This is a genomic window from Salmonella enterica subsp. enterica serovar Typhimurium str. LT2 (assembly GCF_000006945.2).
GTDB classification, from domain to species: Bacteria; Pseudomonadota; Gammaproteobacteria; order Enterobacterales; family Enterobacteriaceae; genus Salmonella; species Salmonella enterica.
The window spans coordinates 2,135,397-2,157,862 of record NC_003197.2 but is presented as its reverse complement, the minus strand read 5'-3'; the positions used below and the strand labels follow the sequence as shown (position 1 = coordinate 2,157,862).

Below are 22,466 nucleotides of genomic sequence, written 5' to 3'. Positions count from 1 at the left end.
TTTATGGCTACACTGTCTCCAGCTTCATCCTTTTTTTAGTTAGGGTATCTATGACAGTGGATAGTAATACGTCTTCCGGGCGTGGGAACGATCCGGAACAGATTGATTTGATTGAGTTATTGCTACAGTTATGGCGTGGGAAGATGACCATTATTGTAGCCGTTATTATCGCCATTTTGCTGGCTGTAGGCTACCTGATGATAGCCAAAGAAAAATGGACATCCACGGCGATTATTACCCAACCTGATGCCGCGCAGGTTGCCACCTATACCAACGCGCTCAACGTCTTGTATGGTGGGAATGCCCCCAAAATCTCTGAAGTGCAGGCGAATTTTATAAGCCGCTTTAGCTCTGCGTTTTCCGCATTATCGGAAGTGCTGGATAATCAGAAAGAGCGGGAAAAGCTTACCATTGAACAGTCGGTAAAAGGGCAGGCGCTGCCACTCTCGGTTTCTTATGTGAGTACTACCGCTGAAGGGGCGCAGCGTCGGCTGGCGGAATATATCCAACAGGTGGATGAAGAGGTCGCTAAGGAACTGGAAGTTGACCTGAAAGATAACATCACGCTGCAAACCAAAACGTTGCAGGAGTCCCTTGAGACGCAGGAAGTTGTGGCGCAGGAGCAAAAAGATCTGCGTATTAAGCAAATCGAAGAAGCGTTGCGCTATGCGGATGAGGCCAAAATCACGCAGCCGCAGATTCAGCAAACCCAGGATGTTACCCAGGACACGATGTTCCTGTTGGGGAGCGATGCGCTAAAATCGATGATACAGAACGAAGCGACGCGTCCACTGGTCTTTTCTCCGGCCTATTACCAGACGAAGCAGACACTGCTGGACATTAAAAATCTGAAAGTGACTGCCGATACGGTGCACGTCTATCGTTATGTGATGAAGCCGACGCTGCCGGTCCGTCGCGATAGCCCGAAAACAGCCATTACCCTTGTGCTGGCTGTATTGCTGGGTGGGATGATCGGTGCCGGGATTGTGCTGGGACGCAATGCGCTACGTAGCTATAAGCCAAAAGCCTTGTAAGCTTCTTTGCCGGATGGTGGTCGGCTACGACAGGTAAAATTTCTCATTAAAAAACCGGGCATTGCCCGGTTTTTTTACGCTTATTGATGACGCTTACGAAGATTGTCGATCACGGTGGTGAGGTTGAGATCCTGATCCTGCAACAGCACCAGCAGGTGGTACATCAAATCAGACGCTTCATTGGTTAATTCAAAACGATCATTGACGGTGGCCGCCAGCGCGGTTTCCACACCTTCTTCGCCAACTTTTTGCGCAATACGTTTGGTACCGCTGGCGTACAGTTTCGCCGTGTAAGAGCTGGTCGGATCGGCGGTTTTGCGCTCTGCCAGTAGCTGCTCCAGTTGATACAGGAATAACCACTGATGGCTGGCGTCGCCAAAGCAGCTGCTGGTACCTTTGTGGCAGGTCGGCCCGACAGGGTTTGCCAGCACCAGCAGTGTATCGTTGTCGCAATCTGGCGCAATGCTGACGACATTCAGCACATGGCCTGAGGTTTCGCCTTTGGTCCATAAACGCTGTTTCGTGCGTGAGAAGAACGTGACATGGCCGGATTCAATGGTTTTGTCCAGCGCTTGTGGGTTCATATAGCCCAGCATCAATACTTCGCCGGATACCGCATGTTGCACGATGGCTGGCATCAGGCCATCGGTTTTTTCCCAGTCCAGCTCGCGGCGTTGTTGCTCTGTTAACATATCCTGATCTCCACGCCCTGGCCTGCCAGGTACGCTTTTAATTCGCCAATATTGATGATTTGCTTGTGAAAAACGGAGGCGGCAAGCGCGCCGTCGACATCGGCATCACGGAATGCCTCAAGAAAGTGTTCCATCGTGCCCGCGCCGCCGGAGGCGATCAGCGGCACGCGGCAAACGTCACGGACTTTTTTCAACTGCGTCAGATCGTAACCGTTACGCACGCCGTCCTGGTTCATCATATTCAGGACGATTTCCCCCGCGCCGCGCTGTTGTACCTCTTGCACCCAGTCCAGCGTCTCCCACTGCGTCACGCGGGTACGGTTTTCATCGCCGGTATACTGGTTAACATGGTATTTCCCCGTGGCGTCGTCAAACCAGGTATCAATCCCGACGACAATACACTGTACGCCAAAACGGTCAGCCAGACGGGTAATCAGCGTTGGGTCAGCCAGCGCCGGGGAGTTGATAGAGATCTTATCCGCCCCGAAAGAAAGAATTTTGGCGGCGTCGTCAATTGACCGGATGCCGCCCGCTACACAAAACGGAATGTCGATCACCTCGGCAACGCGCGCCACCCAGCTTTTATCGACTACGCGACCATCGCTGGAGGCGGTAATGTCATAGAACACCAGTTCGTCCGCGCCTTCGTCGGCATAGCGTTTGGCCAGCGGAACGATATCGCCAATGATCTCATGGTTGCGAAACTGTACGCCTTTCACCACCTGACCATCACGAACATCCAGACACGGAATTATACGTTTTGCCAGCATTGGATGGCCTCCTTAACGGTAAATTTCCCTTCCAACAGCGCGCGTCCGACAATCACGCCGCGCACGCCGGTGCCGCGCAGGGCGGCAATATCATCGATATCGCCAATACCGCCGGAGGATTGAAAGGCGATCTGCGGATATCTGGCGCATACCTCTTCGTACAGCGAAACGTTAGAGCCCGCCAGCGTGCCGTCGCGAGAAATATCGGTACACAGTACATGTTTCAGGCCGACGGGGAGATAGGTCTCCACCAGTTGTTCCAGCGAGACACCGGAATTTTCCTGCCAGCCGCTAACCGCCACCTGCTTGGTGCCGTGTTCGTCTATGCGAACGTCTAGCGCCAGTACCAGCGCCTGCGCGCCAAAACGTTCAAACCAGCCTTTCACCACGTCAGGGGATTTCACCGCCGTTGAACCGATGACCACACGGGCAACGCCAGCTTTCAGTAATGCCGCAACGTCTTCTTCGGTACGCACGCCGCCGCCGACCTGAACAGGCACGTTCACGCCCGCGACCAGGGTTTTAATCAGCGGTATCTGTCGCTTAGCCGGATCTTTAGCGCCGGTCAGATCTACCAGATGCAGCACCCCGGCGCCCTGGGCGGCGTAATCCTGCAAACGGGGCAGGGGATCGTTACCGTAATCCCGCTGCCGGGCGTAGTCACCCTGGTGGAGACGCACCACGGTGCCGTCAATTAAATCTAATGCCGGAATAATCATTACATCTCCAGGAAGTTTTTCAGCAACTGTGCGCCCGCCGCGCCCGAACGTTCCGGGTGGAACTGTACGCCGAAGAAATTATCTTTCTGTACCGCCGCGGTAAACGGCTCGCCGTAATTGCACTGGGCGATAGTCCACGGGTTGACCGGCATCGCGTAGCTGTGAACAAAGTAAAAATAGGCGCCATCTTCAATGCCCTGAAACAGCCGGTTGCCCGCCTGCGGATACACGCGATTCCAGCCCATGTGCGGCAGCGGCAGACCAAAGTCGGTCATTTTCGGCACGTCTTGTTCGATAATGTTCAGCAGATCCACGCCGCGCGTCTCTTCGCTGCGACGACCCAGCAGTTGCATCCCTAAGCAGATACCCAGTACCGGCTGAGTACACGCTTTAATTAAGTCGATCAGTTCACGTTCGCGCAGTTGATCCATAGCGGCCTGCGCCGTGCCGACGCCGGGCAGAAAGAGTTTGTCAGCGCGTAATACGATTTCCGCTTCGCGGCTGACCACCGGGGTGTAACCGTGGCGCGCCACGGCGGATTTTACCGAGCTTAAATTGGCGCAGCCGGTGTCAAGGATGACGACGTTCATCACAGCACTCCTTTCGAGGACGGTAATGTATCGCCCTCCACGCGAATAGCCTGGCGTAGCGTCCGACCAAAGGCTTTAAACAAACTTTCGACACGGTGGTGATCGTTCTTACCTTTAGTCTTGAGATGCAGAGTGACGCCCATCGTGTAAGAGAGTGAGCGGAAAAAGTGTTCAATCATCTCTGTGCTCAAATCGCCCACACGCTGGTAGGTAAATTCAGCTTTATATTCCAGATGCGGACGACCGGAAATATCCAGCGCGCAGCGCGCCAGACATTCATCCATCGGTAGTACAAAGCCAAAACGGCAGATACCGCGCTTGTCGCCGAGTGCCAGTTTTAATGCCTCACCGAGCGCCAGTCCGGTATCTTCTACCGTGTGGTGATCGTCGATATAGAGATCGCCCTTAACGGTAATCTCCATGCGAAAGCCGCCGTGGGTGGCGATTTGATCGAGCATATGGTCAAAGAAGCCGACGCCGGTATTAATCTTGCTGTTGCCTTCGCGATCCAGCCAGACGCTGACATCAATCTGTGTTTCTTTGGTGTTGCGGACCACATGCGCATAACGATCGCGTTTCGTTAGCTGTTCGCCAATCATCGTCCAGTTCAGCGTTTCACGGTGATAGCGTAAACCAGTAATGCCCATGTTATCAGCGAGCTGGATATCGGTCGCACGATCGCCAATCACATAGCTGTTGGCGCTATCCATCGCTTGTTCCGCAAGATAACGCTCCACCAGCTTCACTTTGGGCTTGCGGCAGTCGCAGTCGTCTGCGGGCAGGTGAGGGCAGATCAGCACCTCATCAAAGCATACGCCCTGAGAGGTGAAAATCTGCATCATCAGGTTGTGCGGTCCGTCGAAGTCCGCCTGCGGGAAGCTTTGCGTGCCAAGTCCATCCTGGTTAGTGATCATCACCAGCTTAAAACCGGCTTTTTGCAGCTTCAGCAATACGGGAATCACCTCTGGCTCAAAGGCCAGTTTATCAAAGCGGTCTACCTGAAAATCGCTCGGCGGTTCGGAAATTAAGGTTCCGTCCCGGTCGATGAAAAGATACTTCTGACTCATACTGGCTCCGCACGTAAGGCGTCAATGACGCGCTGGTTTTCCTGGCGGGTGCCGACCGTAATCCGCAGGCAGCCGCTTAAAGAAGGTTGTTTATTCTGATCGCGTAAGATAATGCCCTGATCCCATAAGGATTTAAACACGCTGCTGGAGGCGGTAAACCGCGCCAGAATATAGTTGGTTTCAGAGTCAAAGACGTGTTCTACGCAGGCGGTCTGTTGCAGGGCATTCACCAGATACTGACGTTCCTGCACTGTCTGCGCCACGCGATCGCGCATTGCGTTTATTCCCTGCGGGCACAGCGCCTGGGCGGCGATATCCGCCACTGGCGTAGAAAGCGGATAAGGGGCGATCACTTTTAACAGCAGGTTGATCACCTCTTCATTAGCCAGTGTAAAGCCGCAGCGCAGACCCGCCAGCGCAAAAGCTTTCGACAATGTGCGCAGGATAACCAGATGAGGATATTCAACCAGCCAGCCTGTCAGCGTGGCCTGCGGGCAAAACTCAATATAAGCTTCGTCGGCGACGACTATCGCTTTACCGCGTGTCAACTCCAGCAGCGTGCGCAGATCCTGCGGGTTGATAAGTTGTCCGGTAGGATTATTGGGGCTACAAACGAACACCACTTTTGTGCCGTCAAGGTTGTCGGAAATCCCCTGTAGATCCAGCTGCCAGTTTTCAAGCGCGGGAACCGTCCGGCGCTCTACGCCAATGGTTTCGGCGCTGACGCTGTACATACCGTAAGTGGGCGGACAGTAGAGAATGGCGTCTTTCCCCGGTTCACAGAAGGCGCGGATCACCAGCTCGATCCCTTCATCCGCGCCGCGGCTGACCAGCACCTGCTCCGGCTTTACGCCAGCATATTGCGCGTAGTTTTCAATCACGGCCTTTGGCTGGCATTCCGGGTAGCGGTTAAGCGTTTGTTGGGTGAGCTGAAACTCCACCGCTGTCGGGAATTCATTCGCGTTCAGCCAGACATCGCCGTTACCGCCCAGACGGCGGGCAGACTGATACGGTACCAGGTTGCGGACATTTTCACGGGCTAAGTCAGCGACGCTGAGAGTGTTTTCAGTGCTCATGCTTGCTCCTTGAGGGCGTTTACGCGCAGGGTCACGGCATTTTTATGGGCGGTCAGACGTTCTGCCGCCGCCAATGTTTCAATGGTTGATGCCAGAGCGGAAAAGCCCGCTTTCGACAGTTCCTGAACGGTCATCCGTTTCTGGAAATCCGCTAACCCAAGGCTGGAACAGGTAGCAGTATAGCCATAGGTCGGTAAAACATGGTTGGTTCCGGAAGCGTAATCACCGGCGGATTCCGGCGACCAGTCGCCGAGAAATACCGAGCCTGCGCTGGTAATCGCATCCACCAAATCGCGCGCATTGCGCGTCTGGATGATTAAGTGTTCCGGCCCATACTGATTAGAGATGGCGACGCACTGCGCTAAATCTTTGGTCACAATCAGACGACTGGCGCTCAGGGCCTGCCGGGCGGTGTCCGCGCGCGGCAGTTCCGCCAGTTGACGTTCTACCGCCTCCGCCACCTTGCGGGCAATGTCAGCATCAGGCGTCAGCAGGATCACCTGGGAATCCGGGCCGTGCTCAGCCTGGGAGAGCAGGTCAGAAGCGACGAAATCCGGTGTTGCGCCGCTGTCTGCGATCACCAGTACTTCAGACGGCCCGGCTGGCATATCGATAGCCGCGCCGTCGAGACGCTGGCTGACCTGACGTTTGGCTTCGGTTACAAAGGCGTTGCCGGGGCCAAAAATTTTATCCACTTTCGGTACGGACTCGCTGCCGAAGGCCAGAGCGGCAATCGCCTGCGCGCCGCCGACGTTAAAGATTTCCTGCACGCCACACAGTTGCGCCGCATAGAGGATTTCATCAGCGATGGGCGGCGGCGAGCACAGAACCACCTTCTGGCATCCCGCAATGCGCGCCGGCGTCGCCAGCATCAGCACCGTTGAGAAGAGCGGAGCCGAGCCGCCGGGAATATACAGACCGACAGACGAGACGGGACGCGTAACCTGCTGGCAACGCACGCCTGGCTGGGTTTCCACATCTACAGGCGGTAGCGTCTGCGCGGAATGGAACGTTTCAATATTTTTGACGGCAGCGGTCATCGCCTGTTTTAATTCGTCGCTCAGACGCGCGCCGGCGGCGGCGATCTCTTCAGGGGTGACGCGTAGCGCTGTCACTTCTGTTTTATCAAATTTAGCGCTGTATTCACGCAGGGCATCGTCACCGCGCGTTTTTACATTATCCAGAATATCGCTGACCGTCCGGGTAATACTGTCAGAGGCGGAAATCGCCGGACGCGTCAGCAGCGCACGCTGCTGTTCAGGGCTACAGCTGTTCCAGTCAATCAGGGTATTGAAGCTCATGGTCTTTACTCCATCACAGGGTTCCGCCTTATCCGGCCTACAGAACCCAAAATATCAACGCATTACGTAGGCCTGATAAGCGCAGCGCCATCAGGCGTCAGATCACTCCATCATCTTCTCGATCGGCAGTACCAGAATCGAGCTGGCGCCAAGCGCTTTCAGTTTCTCCATGGTTTCCCAGAACAACGTTTCGCTGCTGACCATGTGCATCGCCACGCGCTGTTGCTCGCCTGCCAGCGGCAGAATTGTCGGCCTTTCGGCGCCTGGCAGCAGGGCGATAACCTCTTCCAGGCGTTCACTTGGCGCGTGCATCATGATGTATTTCGATTCGCGCGCCTGAATCACGCCCTGAATACGGGTCAGCAATTTATCGATCAGCTCTTGCTTGCTCTGTGCCATCTCACCGTCGCGCTGAATCAGACAGGCTTTAGAGCGGTAGATAACTTCGACTTCACGCAGGCCGTTAGCTTCAAGCGTCGCGCCGGTAGAGACCAAATCGCAGATAGCGTCGGCCAGCCCCGCGCGCGGCGCGACTTCGACAGAACCATTTAACAGACACGATTTAAAAGAGACGCCTTTCTGGTCGAGGTAGCGTTTGAGGAGGTGCGGATATGAGGTAGCGATACGTTTACCGTCCAGCGCGGCCGGGCCGTCCCAGGCTTCGTCAACCGGTGTTGCCAGCGATAAACGGCAGCCGCCGAAGTCAAGACGGCGCAGGGTTAAATAGCGTGGATCTTCGCCCTGTGCGCGGCGGTTGAGTAGCTCTTCTTCCAGCACGTTTTCGCCGATAATACCGAGATCGACCACGCCATCCATTACCAGACCCGGAATGTCATCATCACGCACGCGCAGGATATCAATCGGCATGTTTTCCGCCATCGCAATCAGGCGCTGAGTGTGTAAATTAATTTTTATGCCGCAGCGGGCCAGCAATTCTCGTGAATCATCGCTTAAACGGCCTGATTTCTGAATAGCTATGCGTAAGCGGGTGTTGTCTAACATTCTGCGTTCCTCTTTATCCTGTCTGAACCGGTCTGTATCGCGCGCCAAAAAAAAAGCCCCCGGAAGATGATCTTCCGGGGGCTTTCTCATGCGTTCATGCACCACTGGAAGATCTGAATGTCTTCCAGCACACATCGCCTGAAAGACTAGTCAGGATGATGGTGATGATGGTGGTGTTTAAATTGAACGCGTGTCATAAAAATTCCGATGAATGCTTATTCATTTGATACCTTTTAACCTAAACCACTTTTACGCCTTAAAGCAAGCGCTTTTTTCATTTCGCATTTATAGTATGAATTGTCAGTCACGGCGGGCTGGCGTAGCCTTATGTATAAGGCGTTAAAGTCAGGAGAAAATGGATGAAAAAGGTCGCAATTGTCGGTTTAGGTTGGTTAGGCATGCCGCTGGCAATGTCGCTGGCAGCGAGAGGCTGGCAGGTTACCGGCAGCAAAACCACCCTTGACGGGGTGGAAGCGGCCCGTATGAGTGGAATTGAAAGCTATCCGCTGCGTCTGGAGCCGGAGTTGGTCTGTGAGGCGGACGATCTTGACGCTCTGCTGGATGTCGATGCGCTGGTGATAACACTGCCCGCGCGCCGTAGCGGTCCGGGAGAGGATTTTTATCTGCAGGCGATGCAGGAGCTGGTCGACAGCGCGCTGGCTTATCGTATCCCGCGTATTATTTTTACCAGTTCGACGTCTGTTTACGGCGATGCGCAAGGCGTGGTGAAAGAGAATACGCCGCGTAATCCGGTCACGGCCAGCGGGCGTACCCTGAAGGAACTGGAAGATTGGCTGCATAATCTGCCGGGCACGTCAGTGGATATTCTGCGGCTGGCGGGGTTGGTCGGGCCTGGGCGCCATCCCGGACGTTTCTTTGCCGGAAAAACCGCGCCGGATGGTCAACACGGGGTCAATCTGGTGCATCTTGAAGACGTGGTTGGCGCAATTACCCTCTTGCTACAGGCGCCGAAAGGAGGGCACATCTATAATATATGTGCGCCGGCGCATCCAGCCCGCAACGTGTTTTATCCGCAAATGACGCGCTTGCTGGGAATGGCGCCGCCGCATTTTCGTGACGCACCGGACAACGGCAAAGGGAAGATTATCGACGGTAGCCGGATTTGTAATGAGCTGGGATTTGAATATCAATATCCCGATCCGTTGGTGATGCCGATGGAGTGAGTCGCTGTCCAGCAGGTGGTCGCCATATAGCGCAAGGGGACGAGTATGAAACCACTGCTGGACGTTCTGATTATTCTTGATGCGTTAGAAAAAGAAGGCAGCTTCGCGGCGGCGTCGGCAAAATTATTTAAAACGCCGTCCGCCCTCAGTTATACCGTTCATAAGCTGGAAAACGATCTTAATATCCAACTGCTCGACCGTAGCGGGCATCGCGCGCGATTTACGCGAACCGGTAAGATGCTACTGGAAAAAGGCCGTGAAGTGCTGCACACCGTTCGCGAGCTGGAAAAGCAGGCGATTAAACTGCATGAAGGCTGGGAGAACGAACTGGTCATCGGTGTGGATGATACCTTTCCCTTTTCTCTTCTGGCCCCGCTTATCGACGCTTTTTATCAACGCCACAGCGTAACGCGCCTTAAATTTGTTAATGGCGTTCTCGGCGGTTCATGGGAGACGCTGACGCAGGGAAGGGCGGATATTATTGTTGGCGCCATGCGCGCGCCGCCGCCTGACACCGGCTTTGGCTTTGCAAGACTGGGCGACCTTGAACTGGTGTTTGCCGTCGCCCCTCATCATCCGCTGGTTCATGAAGAGGAACCGCTTAGCCGCCAGACGATCAAACGTTTTCGTGCGATTGTGGTTGGCGATAGCGTCCATTCCTCGCGATCAATAGGGTCTGAACTGCTCGACGCTCAGGAAGCGATTACCGTGTTTGATTTTAAAACCAAGCTGGAGCTGCAAATTAGCGGCCTGGGATGCGGCTATTTACCGCGTTATCTGGCGCAGCGATTTTTGGAAAGCGGCGCGCTTATAGAGAAGAAAGTTGTGGCGCAAATCGTCTATGAACCGGTGTGGGTTGGCTGGAATGAACAGACCGCCGGGCTGGCCAGTGGCTGGTGGCGGGATGAAATTTTAGCAAATAATGCTATTGCTGGGGTGTATGCAAAATCGCCGGTTTAAAAATCAATCGCTTATGAAAAATAATTTTTTGAACGCGCTCGCATTCTCTTGTCATTTCACTTCAATTTAGGGCAGAATACGCCGCTTGCAAAAAATGACACTAACCGACGTTTTAATACGCGTCGGTTATTTTTTTGCTTCAAACACATCATTCAATACCAAGAGGCCGGGCTTCGTACCGGATAGATACTTACTTAAAAATCGACAGTTGTTGTCGCTGAGGAATCCAGAAAATGGGGCAATTTTTTGCTTACGCGACGGCATTCGCCGTAAAGGAGAATGACCATGTCGCATAACGTTACTCCAAACACCTCTCGCGTGGAATTACGTAAAACGCTTACGTTAGTTCCGGTTGTAATGATGGGTCTTGCCTATATGCAGCCGATGACGCTGTTCGATACATTTGGTATCGTTTCAGGCCTCACTGACGGTCACGTACCGACGGCGTATGCATTCGCGTTAATCGCGATTCTGTTTACGGCGTTGAGCTACGGGAAACTGGTGCGTCGCTACCCTTCCGCGGGTTCGGCGTATACCTATGCCCAGAAATCCATCAGCCCGACCGTTGGCTTTATGGTGGGTTGGTCTTCTCTGCTCGATTATCTGTTCGCGCCGATGATCAACATTCTGTTGGCGAAAATTTATTTTGAAGCGCTGGTGCCCTCCATTCCGTCATGGGTGTTTGTTGTGGCGCTGGTGGCCTTTATGACGGCCTTTAACCTGCGCAGCCTCAAATCGGTCGCTAACTTCAACACCGTGATTGTAGTGCTACAGGTGGTGCTGATTGCGGTCATTCTGGGCATGGTGGTTTATGGCGTATTTGAAGGCGAAGGCGCCGGTACGCTGGCGAGCACCCGTCCGTTCTGGTCCGGCGATGCGCACGTTATCCCGATGATTACGGGAGCGACGATCCTGTGCTTCTCCTTTACCGGCTTTGACGGCATCAGTAACCTGTCGGAAGAGACCAAAGATGCTGAGCGCGTGATCCCGCGTGCGATTTTCCTGACCGCGCTGATTGGCGGCCTGATCTTCATCTTTGCAACCTATTTCCTGCAATTGTACTTCCCGGATATCTCTCGCTTTAAAGATCCGGATGCGTCTCAGCCGGAAATCATGCTGTACGTGGCGGGTAAAACCTTCCAGGTGGGCGCGCTGATCTTCTCTACTATCACCGTGCTGGCTTCCGGTATGGCTGCGCATGCAGGCGTAGCGCGCCTGATGTACGTAATGGGGCGCGACGGCGTATTCCCGAAAAGCTTCTTCGGTTACGTTCATCCGAAATGGCGTACGCCAGCGATGAACATCATCCTGGTCGGGGCGATCGCGCTGCTGGCGATTAATTTTGACCTGGTGATGGCGACAGCGCTGATTAACTTTGGTGCGCTGGTCGCGTTTACCTTTGTTAACCTGTCGGTGATTTCGCAGTTCTGGATCCGTGAGAAGCGTAATAAAACGTTGAAAGATCACTTCCAGTATCTGTTCCTGCCGATGTGCGGCGCGCTCACGGTTGGTGCGTTGTGGGTTAACCTGGAAGAGAGCTCAATGGTACTGGGCCTGATCTGGGCGGGTATCGGGCTGATTTATCTGGCGTGCGTAACTAAAAGCTTCCGCAACCCGGTTCCACAGTACGAAGACGTCGCGTAATCGCGCGTATTATCGGCAATAGTAAAACCGGAGGCAGTGCCTCCGGTTTTTTGTTTGTCATCCAGCATGTTTACCGGATGGCGGCGTCACTATTTATCCGCTCTGGATTAACAATGCCCGTCAGGCATTGGTCAATTACACAATCTCGGTTGCGTACTGCCACAGTGATTTCAGCAACCCCAGCTTCGTTTTATCTTCCGCATACTGCTGAGAAAGCATCTGCAATTCATTGGCATACTGTTGTAAAAACTCCGGCGTCAGCACCTGACGGCGATGCTCCAGCCAGCGCTGCTGCTCTGCGTCATCCAGCGTACCGGGAAAATTGCGTGCGCGGTAATTAAACAGCAGCTTCTCAATGCGCTTATCGACAAAGGTAATATCCAGCGCGGGCAGGTTACGCGGCTCGGTTTCGAGTACGATTTTCATGGCTGCGCGATCGGCATCGCTGAAAAAACCATCATAGAGCTGGGCATCAACGTTATCCGAGGCGGCAAAAGGTTCGGCTTCGGCGAAAATCGCCACCACTTTGTCGCGGACCTGCGGGTTTTCACGCAGCACTTTCAGGTTATCCAGGCAGTGCTGGCGGTTAATTCCCAGCCGGTCGGCATCCTCCGGGCGCAAGGTATTCGCCTGCGCCAGTACCGGACATTTATTGATATGCACCAGCTTTACCGGCACTGCGGCGTGATCGCCAAGATCGGCTTTGGCCGTATAAAGCCGCTCGCGAAGGGTATCGCTGTCCAGCTCAAGAAGAGGAGAAATATCGCCTGCTAAATCGACCATGATCACCGCGTTACGGTTTTCAGGATGCCACGCCAGCGGCGCGACCCAGCTTGTATTACCGCGCCACGCGCCAAACATGCCGGAGACATGCACCAGCGGCTTCATTTGCGGAACGTCAATCAGCGCCGCCAGTTTATGTTTACTGCGGTGGCTATAAAGATAATCAAACAGCCGCGGCTGGCGTGTTTTCACCAGTTGCGCCATCGCAATAGTGGCGTAGACATCCGCCATCGCATCATGCGCGTTGCTGTGTTCGATCCCGTTCGCCCGGGTTAAATGTTCCAGACGAAAGCTGGGCAGGCCGTCGTCGTTTTCCGGCCAGTTAATTCCCTCCGGGCGCAGCGCATAACAGGCGCGCATGACATCCAATAGATCCCAACGTGAATTATCATGCTGCCAGCTCCAGGCGTAGGGATCGTAAAAGTTGCGATAAAAAATATTGCGCGTGACTTCATCATCAAAGCGCACATTGTTGTAGCCCACAACGCAGGTTTTAGGAACGGTGAACAGCGCATGAATGCGTCTGGCGAAAGCGGCTTCGTTTTCTCCTTTCTCACGCGCTTCCTGCGGCGTGATGCCGGTAATCAGCACCGCGCCGGGCTGCGGTAGATAATCATCGGCGGGTTTGCAATAAAACACCTCCGGCTCGCCAATAACGTTGAAGTCGTTATCCGTACGGAGCGCGGCGAATTGCGCAGGTCTGTCGAGGGCTGGATGCGTACCGAAGGTTTCGTAATCGTGGAAGAGGAATGTGCTCTGTATGCTGTCGTTTTTAACTGTCACTTGATGTACACGCCTGATGTTATATGTATATGAAATATTTTATTCTTTTATTTTGTCGTTGATTGATTGTATTTGTACACCAATTGATATTGTTGCTAATGTTCGTACATGCGATGGTGAGTACAAAATACTAAAATGATCATCAGCGACACTAAACTACGCTCCCTCTATGGTAAACCATATTCCGGTCCATCTGAAATTACTGATTCTGATTTAGTACTGTATGGAATTTAGGCCAGGGGCAATCTGGCCGGGATCTCAAAAAATGCATGGACTAAAACGGGTCTATGTACAGAGGGACACAACGCTGTGTCCCTTAATTCCATGCGGGTTGAGGCTGGACTACGCCCAGGCCAGTGGCAGGATGGATGACAGAACACTCGGGAAATATTTTCTGGCATGACGTTGCATACTATCCGCCACAACGCTGGTACAGGTAAAGGCGCCATGGAGGCCGTGAAAACGGTCGGACCACTCGGTAAACTGTTCGCTGGATGGGAATATCGCCGGAGACAGCTCCCAGGCTTTCTGCATCAGCGCCTCCGCATAGCCTCTCAGGGCCGGCGGAGAGTCATGCTCAGTGCCGAAAATGGCGCTGGAGGAATAGCGTGCGAATGCGGTACTGAGACAGAACAGGGTTTCCGCCTGCTTCTGTGGGGTGGCGTCCGTCAGGTGATAAGCACTGAGGATGTGCTGGTAGTGTGCCGGGCTGAGTTTGCCTTCAGGAAGCAAGGGGTCAAAAATGGTGGCCAGACGCGACACTGAGGCATCATCAATCAACTTCACGGTGGAATGTTTCTGGTTCGTGGCGGCAAGAAACTGCTGGTTCAGCTCCCCGTGCTCTTCAGTGCTGAGGATGATATCAATCAGCTCCCCAAAGCGTCGCTGCGTGGCCTGCTGATTAAATGCGGCGAGAAACACCGGAAAGTCATGACGGAATAACTCTACCGGAGAGATTTGCGCGGTGGAAACGTTCTCTCCGGCTCGCAGCAGGTAAAAGTTGTCCCATGCAGTGTCAGGAGTAGGGTTTAGCATTGTTAACAGCGTGTCAGTGGAGAGCATCATCGCCGTGTCTGAATCTTGGGAGGAAAGCAGCAGGAAATTATCTGCAGCGCGGGTTGTCCAGTCCGGGCTGCCATCATAATTGCCGAAGAGCCCATTATGGATGTGGGGAGACACCGCCGGGTGAGCAAGATACTGTTCATAAAGCGCTGCAGCTTTCTGGCGGGTGCCATCAGTGCAGTCCACGCCTGTCATACAGTGTAAAATCACCTGATTAAAGAGTCCGCTGTGAGTGGTCATGGCGGCGCTGTTCCTGTCAAACGAATCCAGCAACACAGGCAGTATGCGCTGCTGATAATATGTGTCAGGAGCCGGCAGGGGAACGTCATTATAGGTCTGGCACTGGTGGGCAAAAAAACGTTCCTGAACAGGCCCGAGCCACTCGCTGATAAGCGCACTTTGCGTATAGGGGGGGTGGGCCAGTACGCTTACCAGCGAACTTTCAACTGGCCGGATACATGCCTCTGTTAAGCGGCCACCCCGCAATGACTTAACCAGGTCTTCCATTGCCTGGACTTTTTCCTGACTGTATTTATCGGGCAGGCTGTCAATGGTCATCAGAATACTTTTACCATTATTGTGCTCATGATTTAAAAATCCATCCACAGCGTTCTCAGTCCAAAGGAGTGGCATTTGCAGCCAGATATCACCTAGACGAATAAAATTTCCGCCCCCTGACACTGACGGAGGTGATGAATTATCCGGTTCATTTAAAATAACGCCAGAGAGGTTGGCTTTGTGACGTATAAGCGTATTTTTTAATGTTGTATCAATAAACGAGGGCTGTTGTTGTGTAGTAATTGAATACTGTAAAAACACTTCATTCATGTCTGAATTACTAAATTTCGTATTACTGCAGACTACATCACTCAGTGTCGAATAAGTGAATCGGCATTCGTCAAAATGTAAATGAGATATATCAGAATAAGTAAATTTTGAATTTGAAAAGTTGAACCCCTTAATAATATCGCCGTCTCGCTCCATGAAGCTGGGGGGCAATATTTTGCTGAATGTAATATTACGGAAATCTGCGTTTGAAAAATCGCGATCTGCGGCCGTAAGGGTTTCTCCGGCTTTCTGTCGTAAAACTGCATCCGTGAGTTTCTTAGCCCAGTCGGCAGGTGATGACGGGGAAGAGGTAGCCTGAAGTGAGAGGGAGGGGGATACTGGTGGTGTTCTACCTTCAGAAACCGTGGGCCTGTTATTGGCTGATACAGAGACTCCACCGGGGAGCGGGGCCGCACCTGTCATTCTGTAATTATAATCACATGTTTGATTTGCAATATGCTTACGCATGAATGCTGCATTCATTTTTGAGACATCTTCTGCTGAAATATTTTTCTTGCCTGCATTATTTGTATCTTTAATATTTTTAACAGTAATCAATGTTTTGTTTAAGGTGTTTTTATCTTTCGGCTGAAAGAAGTCTTTTATTTTTTGTGGTAACGCGAACTCAATCGGTGAGTCCTTTCCTGTTTTAAATTTTTCATTTAAAGATGTATGCGTGTTTTTAACACTGGTTATTTTTGAGGTGAGCCCGTTTTTCGTATGTTCACGAATAGAGGTAATTAATTTTTTAACCTGGTTAGGAATAGTAGAAAAATTAATTGCGCCTGATGATATCTTCATTAGAATTCCTTATCAACATCATTATGGAAAAACGGTCTGGATTTTTAACGCCTTAAAAGTAAGCTTCATATGTCGGTATGGCGATGGAGATCACAATTCACCATGTTATCTGGCAGGTTTCTTTCAGAAAGTGTCCATCCTGTCATCATGTCACCGTATTGTGGGACGCTGACGTATCTGCGGAAAAATCAAGGCATAAGGGAGCGGGTCGGGTAACGAAGCCCGTGTGCACGCAAAAGTAAACCCGCTTCGATGCTCAACCAGCGTTTTTCGCCGGCATTCGGGATATCGTCGGCGGACGTTCCGGCGCGTATGAGAAAGAACTGCGTAAAGCGCGTGAAATCGCTTTTCAGGAAATAATCGTTTTCTTTTAAATATTATTACGTGTTATTGGAATTGTATCATTTTTATAATTAACAGCGGGTTGTTTGGTAATTCTGCTGATTATTCAATGACAGTCCATGTGCGTGTTCAGGAAATGTAAAATATTTATAAAATAAAAGGTTTTATCGTGTTGACATGCTCATTTTAACAACTATTTCAAATTGTGATTGAAGCCGACATTTCATAATACAAATTAAATATAATCTTCAGCTATATCTAATAACAGGAGGTTATATGAGCATTAGTCGTCGTTCTTTTTTGCAGGGGGTAGGCATCGGCTGCTCTGCCTGCGCGCTGGGCGCTTTTCCGCCCGGGGCGCTGGCGCGCAACCCGATTGCCGGCATTAACGGTAAAACCACGCTAACGCCAAGCTTGTGCGAAATGTGTTCCTTTCGTTGCCCTATTCAGGCGCAGGTAGTCAATAACAAGACCGTTTTTATCCAGGGCAATCCTTCTGCGCCGCAGCAGGGGACGCGCATATGCGCCAGGGGCGGGAGCGGCGTCAGCCTGGTCAATGACCCGCAACGGATTGTAAAACCTATGAAACGCACCGGGCCACGCGGCGACGGTGAATGGCAGGTGATTAGCTGGCAACAGGCTTACCAGGAAATCGCGGCGAAAATGAATGCCATCAAAGCGCAGCATGGCCCCGAGAGCGTGGCTTTCTCTTCCAAATCGGGCTCGCTCTCCAGCCATCTTTTCCATCTGGCTACGGCCTTTGGTTCGCCTAATACCTTTACGCACGCCTCAACATGCCCTGCCGGGAAAGCCATTGCGGCAAAAGTGATGATGGGCGGCGATCTGGCGATGGATATCGCTAACACGCGCTATCTGGTTTCGTTTGGCCACAATTTGTATGAAGGGATTGAAGTTGCCGATACCCATGAGTTAATGACCGCGCAGGAGAAGGGGGCCAAAATGGTGAGCTTCGATCCGCGTTTGTCGATATTTTCCAGCAAGGCGGATGAGTGGCACGCTATTCGTCCCGGGGGGGATTTAGCGGTTCTGCTGGCGATGTGCCACGTCATGATTGATGAACAGCTCTACGATGCGTCTTTTGTTGAGCGTTATACCAGCGGATTTGAACAGTTAGCACAGGCGGTAAAAGAGACGACGCCGGAATGGGCCGCCGCGCAGGCCGATGTCCCAGCCGACGTTATTGTCCGGGTGACACGCGAACTGGCTGCCTGCGCGCCTCACGCTATTGTCAGTCCTGGTCATCGCGCGACGTTCTCGCAGGAAGAGATCGATATGCGGCGTATGATTTTTACGCTTAATGTGCTGCTCGGTAATATTGAGCGCGAAGGCGGGCTATATCAGAAAAAAAACGCGTCTGTTTACAATAAACTGGCCGGAGAAAAGGTCGCGCCAACGCTGGCGAAACTCAACATTAAAAATATGCCGAAACCGACGGCGCAACGCATCGATTTGGTCGCACCGCAGTTTAAATATATCGCCGCTGGCGGCGGCGTGGTGCAAAGCATTATTGACTCGGCGTTAACCCAGAAGCCTTACCCGATAAAGGCGTGGATTATGTCGCGGCATAATCCTTTCCAGACCGTCACCTGTCGTTCGGACCTGGTAAAAACCGTTGAGCAACTGGATCTGGTGGTCAGCTGCGATGTCTATTTGAGCGAGAGCGCGGCATATGCCGACTATCTGCTGCCGGAATGCACCTATCTCGAACGGGACGAAGAGGTATCCGATATGTCGGGACTGCACCCGGCTTACGCTCTGCGCCAACAGGTCGTAGAGCCGATTGGCGAGGCGCGTCCGAGTTGGCAAATCTGGAAAGAACTTGGCGAGCAGTTGGGATTAGGGCAGTACTATCCGTGGCAGGATATGCAGACGCGCCAACTCTATCAGTTGAACGGCGACCATGCCTTAGCGAAGGAACTGCGACAGAAAGGGTATCTCGAATGGGGCGTTCCGCTGCTATTACGCGAACCAGAATCCGTTCGTCAGTTTACGGCGCGTTACCCCGGCGCTATCGCGACGGACAGTGACAACACCTATGGCGAACAGCTTCGCTTCAAATCGCCCTCCGGCAAAATCGAACTTTATTCCGCAACCCTGGAGGAATTGCTCCCTGGCTACGGCGTTCCGCGCGTTCGTGACTTTGCGCTGAAAAAAGAGAATGAGCTTTACTTCATTCAGGGCAAGGTGGCCGTGCATACCAATGGCGCGACGCAGTACGTACCTTTACTCAGCGAGCTAATGTGGGATAACGCGGTCTGGGTTCATCCGCAAACGGCGCAAGAAAAAGGCATTAAGACCGGCGATGAGATCTGGCTGGAAAATGCCACGGGTAAAGAGAAAGGTAAGGCGCTGGTGACGCCCGGTATCCGCCCGGACACGCTTTTTGTCTATATGGGATTTGGCGCTAAAGCTGGGGCCAAAACGGCGGCGACGACACACGGTATCCACTGCGGAAATTTACTGCCGCACGTGACGAGTCCGGTATCCGGTACGGTAGTGCATACCGCAGGCGTGACGCTGAGCCGGGCATGAGGGAGGAGGGAACCATGAATCATTTAACGAATCAGTACGTCATGCTGCATGATGAAAAACGTTGTATCGGCTGCCAGGCGTGTACCGTTGCCTGCAAAGTGCTTAATGACGTACCGGAGGGATTTAGCCGCGTACAGGTACAAATTCGCGCCCCTGAACAGGCATCCAACGCACTAACCCATTTTCAATTTGTCCGCGTCTCCTGTCAGCACTGTGAAAATGCGCCATGTGTCAGCGTTTGTCCTACCGGAGCGTCATATCGTGATGAAAACGGGATCGTGCAGGTGGATAAATCGCGCTGTATTGGCTGCGATTATTGTGTTGCCGCGTGTCCTTTCCATGTGCGCTATTTGAATCCGCAAACCGGTGTCGCCGACAAGTGTAACTTCTGCGCCGACACGCGGTTGGCGGCTGGCCAGTCTCCGGCGTGCGTATCCGTTTGCCCAACGGACGCGCTGAAATTCGGCAGACTGGATGAGAGCGAGATCCAGCGCTGGGTCGGTCAGAAAGAGGTCTATCGCCAGCAGGAGGCGCGTAGCGGCGCGGTCAGTCTGTACCGTCGTAAAGAAGTCCATCAGGAGGGTAAAGCATGAATACTATCTGGGGAGCGGAACTACATTATGCGCCAGATTATTGGCCGCTGTGGTTAATTTACGCAGGCGTCGTGGTGCTGCTCATGCTTGTTGGGCTGGTTATCCATGCGTTATTGCGCCGGATGCTGGCGCCAAAAACGGCGGGCGGTGAAGAACATCGTGACTATCTCTACTCGCTGGCGATTCGCCGCTGGCATTGGGGAAATGCGTTACTGTTTGTTTTATTACTGTTAAGCGGTTTATTTGGTCATTTTTCTCTCGGCCCTGTAGCGCTAATGGTACAAGTGCATACCTGGTGTGGTTTTGCCTTACTGGCTTTCTGGGTCGGGTTTGTGCTGATCAACCTCACCACAGGTAACGGGCGTCACTATCGGGTAAATTTTTCCGGACTGGTAACGCGCTGCATACGCCAGACGCGTTTTTACCTTTTTGGCATTATGAAAGGGGAAGCGCATCCGTTCGTGGCAACAGAGCAGAATAAGTTCAATCCACTGCAACAACTGGCATATCTGGCGATTATGTACGCGCTGGTACCGCTGTTAATCATCACCGGTTTGCTGTGTCTCTATCCGCAGGTTGCGGGTCTGGGCCCTGTGATGCTGGTGCTGCATATGGCGCTTGCTATCATCGGCTTACTGTTTATTTGCGCGCATCTCTATCTGTGTACTCTTGGCGACACGCCGGGACAAATTTTCCGTAGCATGGTTGACGGCTATCATCGTCATCGTACCGCGCCGCGCGGGGATAAGTCCGCCGTCTGAGCGTATCCATAAAATAATGTCAGCAAGAAAATGTGCCTTGTGTCACATTTTCTTGCAATTTATCCATGTTTGTTTAACTGAACTTCCGTAAAAAGAACGGCAAATAGAGACCATCCTGAGGACATGCTGTTGAAACGCCGTTTGTTTATTGCCGCTTCTTTATTCGCGATGCACCTTTCTCCTGCGCTTGCGGCCGATGCCGTAAGTTTTGCTCCCCAACCGCCAGCCATTGATGCAGGCGCCTGGGTGTTGATGGATTACACTACGGGACAGGTTCTTACCGCCGGTAATGAACACCAGCAACGTAATCCCGCCAGCCTTACCAAGCTAATGACGGGCTACGTCGTCGATCGCGCCATCGATAGTCATCGTATCAGCCCTGACGATATCGTCACAGTTGGGCGCGACGCCTGGGCGAAGGATAATCCGGTGTTTGTCGGCTCCTCGTTGATGTTTTTAAAAGAAGGGGATCGCGTGTCGGTGCGTGATTTAAGCCGTGGCTTAATCGTGGATTCCGGTAACGATGCCTGTGTGGCGCTGGCGGATTATATCGCGGGCGGGCAGCCGCAGTTTGTGGCGATGATGAACAGCTATGTGAAAAAACTCAATTTACAGGATACCCATTTTGAAACCGTCCACGGTCTGGATGCGCCGGGACAACATAGCTCCGCGTATGACCTGGCCGTACTCTCCCGGGCGATTATTCACGGCGAGCCTGAATTTTATCACATGTACAGCGAGAAAAGCCTGACCTGGAACGGCATCACGCAGCAGAACCGTAACGGCTTGTTATGGGATAAGACCATGCATATCGATGGGCTTAAAACCGGACACACATCGGGGGCGGGATTTAATCTTATCGCATCGGCGGTGGACGGGCAGCGTCGACTTATCGCCGTTGTGATGGGGGCGAAAAGTTCGAAAGGTCGTGAGGAACAGGCGCGAAAACTGTTGCAGTGGGGCCAGCAAAACTTTGCGACGGTGCAGATTTTGCACAGCGGTAAAAAAGTGGGCAGCGAGCGAATCTGGTATGGAGACAAAGAAAAGATTGCGCTGGGTACGGAACAGGACTTCTGGATGGCGCTGCCTAAAGCGGAAATTCCGCATATCAAAGCAAAATATGTGCTGGATAGAAAAGAGCTGGAGGCGCCAATCGCCGCTCATCAACAGGTAGGTGAAATAGAGCTCTACGATCGGGATAAACTGATCGCTCAGTGGCCGCTGGTCACTCTGGAATCGGTGGGTAAAGGCGGTATGTTCTCTCGTCTGAGCGACTATTTTCAGCATAAAGCGTAAGCCGTTGTCACACACACCGTTCACCGTCATCTGAGGTGTCAAAAGGGCGGGATTGCGAGGTTGCTCACAAAATGATCACGCTGTCCTTGTGACCGTAAAAGGCTGTAATTATACTGTACATTCATACAGCATTGTGAAGTGACGGAGGCAGCATGGATTACGAAATCAGGCAGGAACAAAAACGCAAGATAGCCGGTTTCCACATGGTCGGTCCATGGGAACACACCGTGAAGCAGGGTTTTGAACAACTGATGACGTGGGTGGATCGACAGCGGATCGTGCCAGTTGAATGGATTGCCGTCTATTACGACAATCCAGATGTCGTACCTGCAGAAAAACTCCGCTGCGATACCGTGGTGTCCGTGGCAGAGAATTTCATCCTGCCGGACAATAGCGAAGGCGTAATCGTGACCGCCATTGAAGGCGGCGAATATGCCACTGCTGTCGCGCGAGTGGAAGACCGTGACTTTGCGAAGCCGTGGGAACGGTTTTTTGATGTCCTCGAGCAGGATAGCGCTTATCAGATAGCCTCTGCGCCCTGTTTTGAAACCTATCTGAATAACGGCATGGAAGATGGATACTGGGATATTGAAATGTATATTCCGGTACAGCGGAAGTGATCGAC

Annotated in this window: 19 protein-coding genes and 19 other annotated features; of the genes, 9 read left to right on the top strand and 10 right to left on the bottom strand. The window is 52.6% G+C overall.

Features of this window, described 5'->3' with window-relative positions; all coding sequences use genetic code 11:
- Positions 1-40: 40 nt before the first annotated feature.
- Positions 41-46, top strand: a ribosome-binding site (putative RBS for wzzB; RegulonDB:STMS1H002228).
- The gene (gene wzzB, locus STM2079) for a regulator of length of O-antigen component of lipopolysaccharide chains (RefSeq protein ID NP_461024.1) occupies positions 41-1,034 on the top strand. Within the gene, positions 51-1,034 belong to an annotated coding region; the region does not span the whole gene. (Overlaps the previous feature by 6 nt.)
- Before the next feature lie 80 nt (positions 1,035-1,114).
- On the opposite strand, the gene hisI is transcribed toward wzzB, so the two are convergent.
- The 8 genes from hisI to hisG all read right to left on the bottom strand — a co-directional run bounded on the left by hisI (position 1,115) and on the right by hisG (position 8,263).
- The gene (hisI, locus tag STM2078) for a phosphoribosyl-AMP cyclohydrolase (RefSeq protein NP_461023.1) occupies positions 1,115-1,732 on the bottom strand. Within the gene, positions 1,115-1,726 belong to an annotated coding region; the region does not span the whole gene.
- Positions 1,720-2,510 (bottom strand): imidazole glycerol phosphate synthase gene (hisF, locus tag STM2077; protein NP_461022.1). Within the gene, positions 1,720-2,496 belong to an annotated coding region; the region does not span the whole gene. The genes hisI and hisF overlap by 13 nt, the downstream gene beginning before the upstream one ends.
- Positions 1,727-1,732: a ribosome-binding site (putative RBS for hisI; RegulonDB:STMS1H002227), on the bottom strand. (Overlaps the previous gene by 6 nt.)
- Positions 2,478-3,226, bottom strand: a protein-coding gene (hisA, locus tag STM2076; protein ID NP_461021.1) for an N-(5'-phospho-L-ribosyl-formimino)-5-amino-1-(5'-phosphoribosyl)-4-imidazolecarboxamide isomerase. Within the gene, positions 2,478-3,215 belong to an annotated coding region; the region does not span the whole gene. Before hisA ends, hisF begins: the two co-directional genes overlap by 33 nt.
- Positions 2,505-2,510 (bottom strand) — a ribosome-binding site (putative RBS for hisF; RegulonDB:STMS1H002226). (Overlaps the previous gene by 6 nt.)
- Positions 3,215-3,818 (bottom strand): glutamine amidotransferase gene (hisH, locus tag STM2075; RefSeq protein NP_461020.3). Within the gene, positions 3,215-3,808 belong to an annotated coding region; the region does not span the whole gene. The genes hisA and hisH overlap by 12 nt, the downstream gene beginning before the upstream one ends.
- Positions 3,221-3,226: a ribosome-binding site (putative RBS for hisA; RegulonDB:STMS1H002225), on the bottom strand. (Overlaps the previous gene by 6 nt.)
- Positions 3,805-4,883 (bottom strand): histidinol-phosphatase gene (gene hisB / locus STM2074; protein ID NP_461019.1). Within the gene, positions 3,805-4,872 belong to an annotated coding region; the region does not span the whole gene. Before hisB ends, hisH begins: the two co-directional genes overlap by 14 nt.
- Positions 3,813-3,818 (bottom strand) — a ribosome-binding site (putative RBS for hisH; RegulonDB:STMS1H002224). Its footprint overlaps the gene before it by 6 nt.
- Positions 4,869-5,959, bottom strand: a protein-coding gene (gene hisC, locus STM2073) for a histidinol phosphate aminotransferase (RefSeq protein ID NP_461018.1). Within the gene, positions 4,869-5,948 belong to an annotated coding region; the region does not span the whole gene. Before hisC ends, hisB begins: the two co-directional genes overlap by 15 nt.
- Positions 4,878-4,883 (bottom strand) — a ribosome-binding site (putative RBS for hisB; RegulonDB:STMS1H002223). It overlaps the preceding gene by 6 nt.
- The gene (hisD, locus tag STM2072; protein NP_461017.1) for a histidinal dehydrogenase occupies positions 5,945-7,263 on the bottom strand. Within the gene, positions 5,945-7,249 belong to an annotated coding region; the region does not span the whole gene. The genes hisC and hisD overlap by 15 nt, the downstream gene beginning before the upstream one ends.
- Positions 5,954-5,959 (bottom strand) — a ribosome-binding site (putative RBS for hisC; RegulonDB:STMS1H002222). Its footprint overlaps the gene before it by 6 nt.
- Positions 7,258-7,263, bottom strand: a ribosome-binding site (putative RBS for hisD; RegulonDB:STMS1H002221). (Lies within the gene hisD.)
- Before the next feature lie 88 nt (positions 7,264-7,351).
- Positions 7,352-8,263 (bottom strand): ATP phosphoribosyltransferase gene (hisG, locus tag STM2071; protein ID NP_461016.1). Within the gene, positions 7,352-8,251 belong to an annotated coding region; the region does not span the whole gene.
- Positions 8,258-8,263: a ribosome-binding site (putative RBS for hisG; RegulonDB:STMS1H002220), on the bottom strand. Its footprint overlaps the gene before it by 6 nt.
- Positions 8,264-8,597: 334 nt before the next feature.
- Positions 8,598-8,603, top strand: a ribosome-binding site (putative RBS for yeeZ; RegulonDB:STMS1H002219).
- Here hisG and yeeZ point away from each other — a divergent pair.
- From yeeZ to yeeF, 3 genes are all read left to right on the top strand, one after another.
- Positions 8,598-9,435 (top strand): putative dehydratase gene (yeeZ, locus tag STM2070; protein NP_461015.1). Within the gene, positions 8,611-9,435 belong to an annotated coding region; the region does not span the whole gene. Its footprint overlaps the feature before it by 6 nt.
- Before the next feature lie 33 nt (positions 9,436-9,468).
- Positions 9,469-9,474, top strand: a ribosome-binding site (putative RBS for yeeY; RegulonDB:STMS1H002218).
- Positions 9,469-10,395 (top strand): putative LysR family transcriptional regulator gene (yeeY, locus tag STM2069; protein ID NP_461014.1). Within the gene, positions 9,481-10,395 belong to an annotated coding region; the region does not span the whole gene. It overlaps the preceding feature by 6 nt.
- Before the next feature lie 272 nt (positions 10,396-10,667).
- Positions 10,668-10,673, top strand: a ribosome-binding site (putative RBS for yeeF; RegulonDB:STMS1H002217).
- Positions 10,668-12,039 (top strand): putative APC family amino acid transport protein gene (yeeF, locus tag STM2068; protein NP_461013.1). Within the gene, positions 10,675-12,039 belong to an annotated coding region; the region does not span the whole gene. It overlaps the preceding feature by 6 nt.
- A gap of 135 nt (positions 12,040-12,174) precedes the next feature.
- On the opposite strand, the gene sbcB is transcribed toward yeeF, so the two are convergent.
- Positions 12,175-13,621 (bottom strand): exonuclease I gene (gene sbcB / locus STM2067; RefSeq protein NP_461012.1). Within the gene, positions 12,175-13,605 belong to an annotated coding region; the region does not span the whole gene.
- Positions 13,616-13,621: a ribosome-binding site (putative RBS for sbcB; RegulonDB:STMS1H002216), on the bottom strand. (Overlaps the previous gene by 6 nt.)
- A gap of 326 nt (positions 13,622-13,947) precedes the next feature.
- Positions 13,948-16,307 (bottom strand): secreted effector protein of Salmonella gene (sopA, locus tag STM2066; RefSeq protein ID NP_461011.1). Within the gene, positions 13,948-16,296 belong to an annotated coding region; the region does not span the whole gene.
- Positions 16,302-16,307: a ribosome-binding site (putative RBS for sopA; RegulonDB:STMS1H002215), on the bottom strand. It overlaps the preceding gene by 6 nt.
- Positions 16,308-16,906: 599 nt before the next feature.
- Positions 16,907-16,912: a ribosome-binding site (putative RBS for phsA; RegulonDB:STMS1H002214), on the top strand.
- On the opposite strand from sopA, the gene phsA reads away from it, so the two are divergent.
- The 5 genes from phsA to sbmC all read left to right on the top strand — a co-directional run bounded on the left by phsA (position 16,907) and on the right by sbmC (position 22,461).
- The gene (phsA, locus tag STM2065) for a hydrogen sulfide production membrane anchoring protein (protein ID NP_461010.1) occupies positions 16,907-19,191 on the top strand. Within the gene, positions 16,915-19,191 belong to an annotated coding region; the region does not span the whole gene. (Overlaps the previous feature by 6 nt.)
- A gap of 6 nt (positions 19,192-19,197) precedes the next feature.
- Positions 19,198-19,203, top strand: a ribosome-binding site (putative RBS for phsB; RegulonDB:STMS1H002213).
- The gene (gene phsB / locus STM2064) for a hydrogen sulfide production iron-sulfur subunit (protein ID NP_461009.1) occupies positions 19,198-19,784 on the top strand. Within the gene, positions 19,206-19,784 belong to an annotated coding region; the region does not span the whole gene. It overlaps the preceding feature by 6 nt.
- Positions 19,767-19,772: a ribosome-binding site (putative RBS for phsC; RegulonDB:STMS1H002212), on the top strand. (Overlaps the previous gene by 6 nt.)
- Positions 19,767-20,545 (top strand): hydrogen sulfide production membrane anchoring protein gene (phsC, locus tag STM2063; protein NP_461008.1). Within the gene, positions 19,781-20,545 belong to an annotated coding region; the region does not span the whole gene. Before phsB ends, phsC begins: the two co-directional genes overlap by 18 nt.
- A 117-nt stretch (positions 20,546-20,662) precedes the next feature.
- Positions 20,663-20,668, top strand: a ribosome-binding site (putative RBS for dacD; RegulonDB:STMS1H002211).
- The gene (gene dacD, locus STM2062; protein NP_461007.1) for a DD-carboxypeptidase occupies positions 20,663-21,841 on the top strand. Within the gene, positions 20,669-21,841 belong to an annotated coding region; the region does not span the whole gene. (Overlaps the previous feature by 6 nt.)
- A 141-nt stretch (positions 21,842-21,982) precedes the next feature.
- Positions 21,983-21,988 (top strand) — a ribosome-binding site (putative RBS for sbmC; RegulonDB:STMS1H002210).
- The gene (gene sbmC / locus STM2061) for a DNA gyrase inhibitor (RefSeq protein ID NP_461006.1) occupies positions 21,983-22,461 on the top strand. Within the gene, positions 21,994-22,461 belong to an annotated coding region; the region does not span the whole gene. It overlaps the preceding feature by 6 nt.
- Positions 22,462-22,466: the final 5 nt, after the last annotated feature.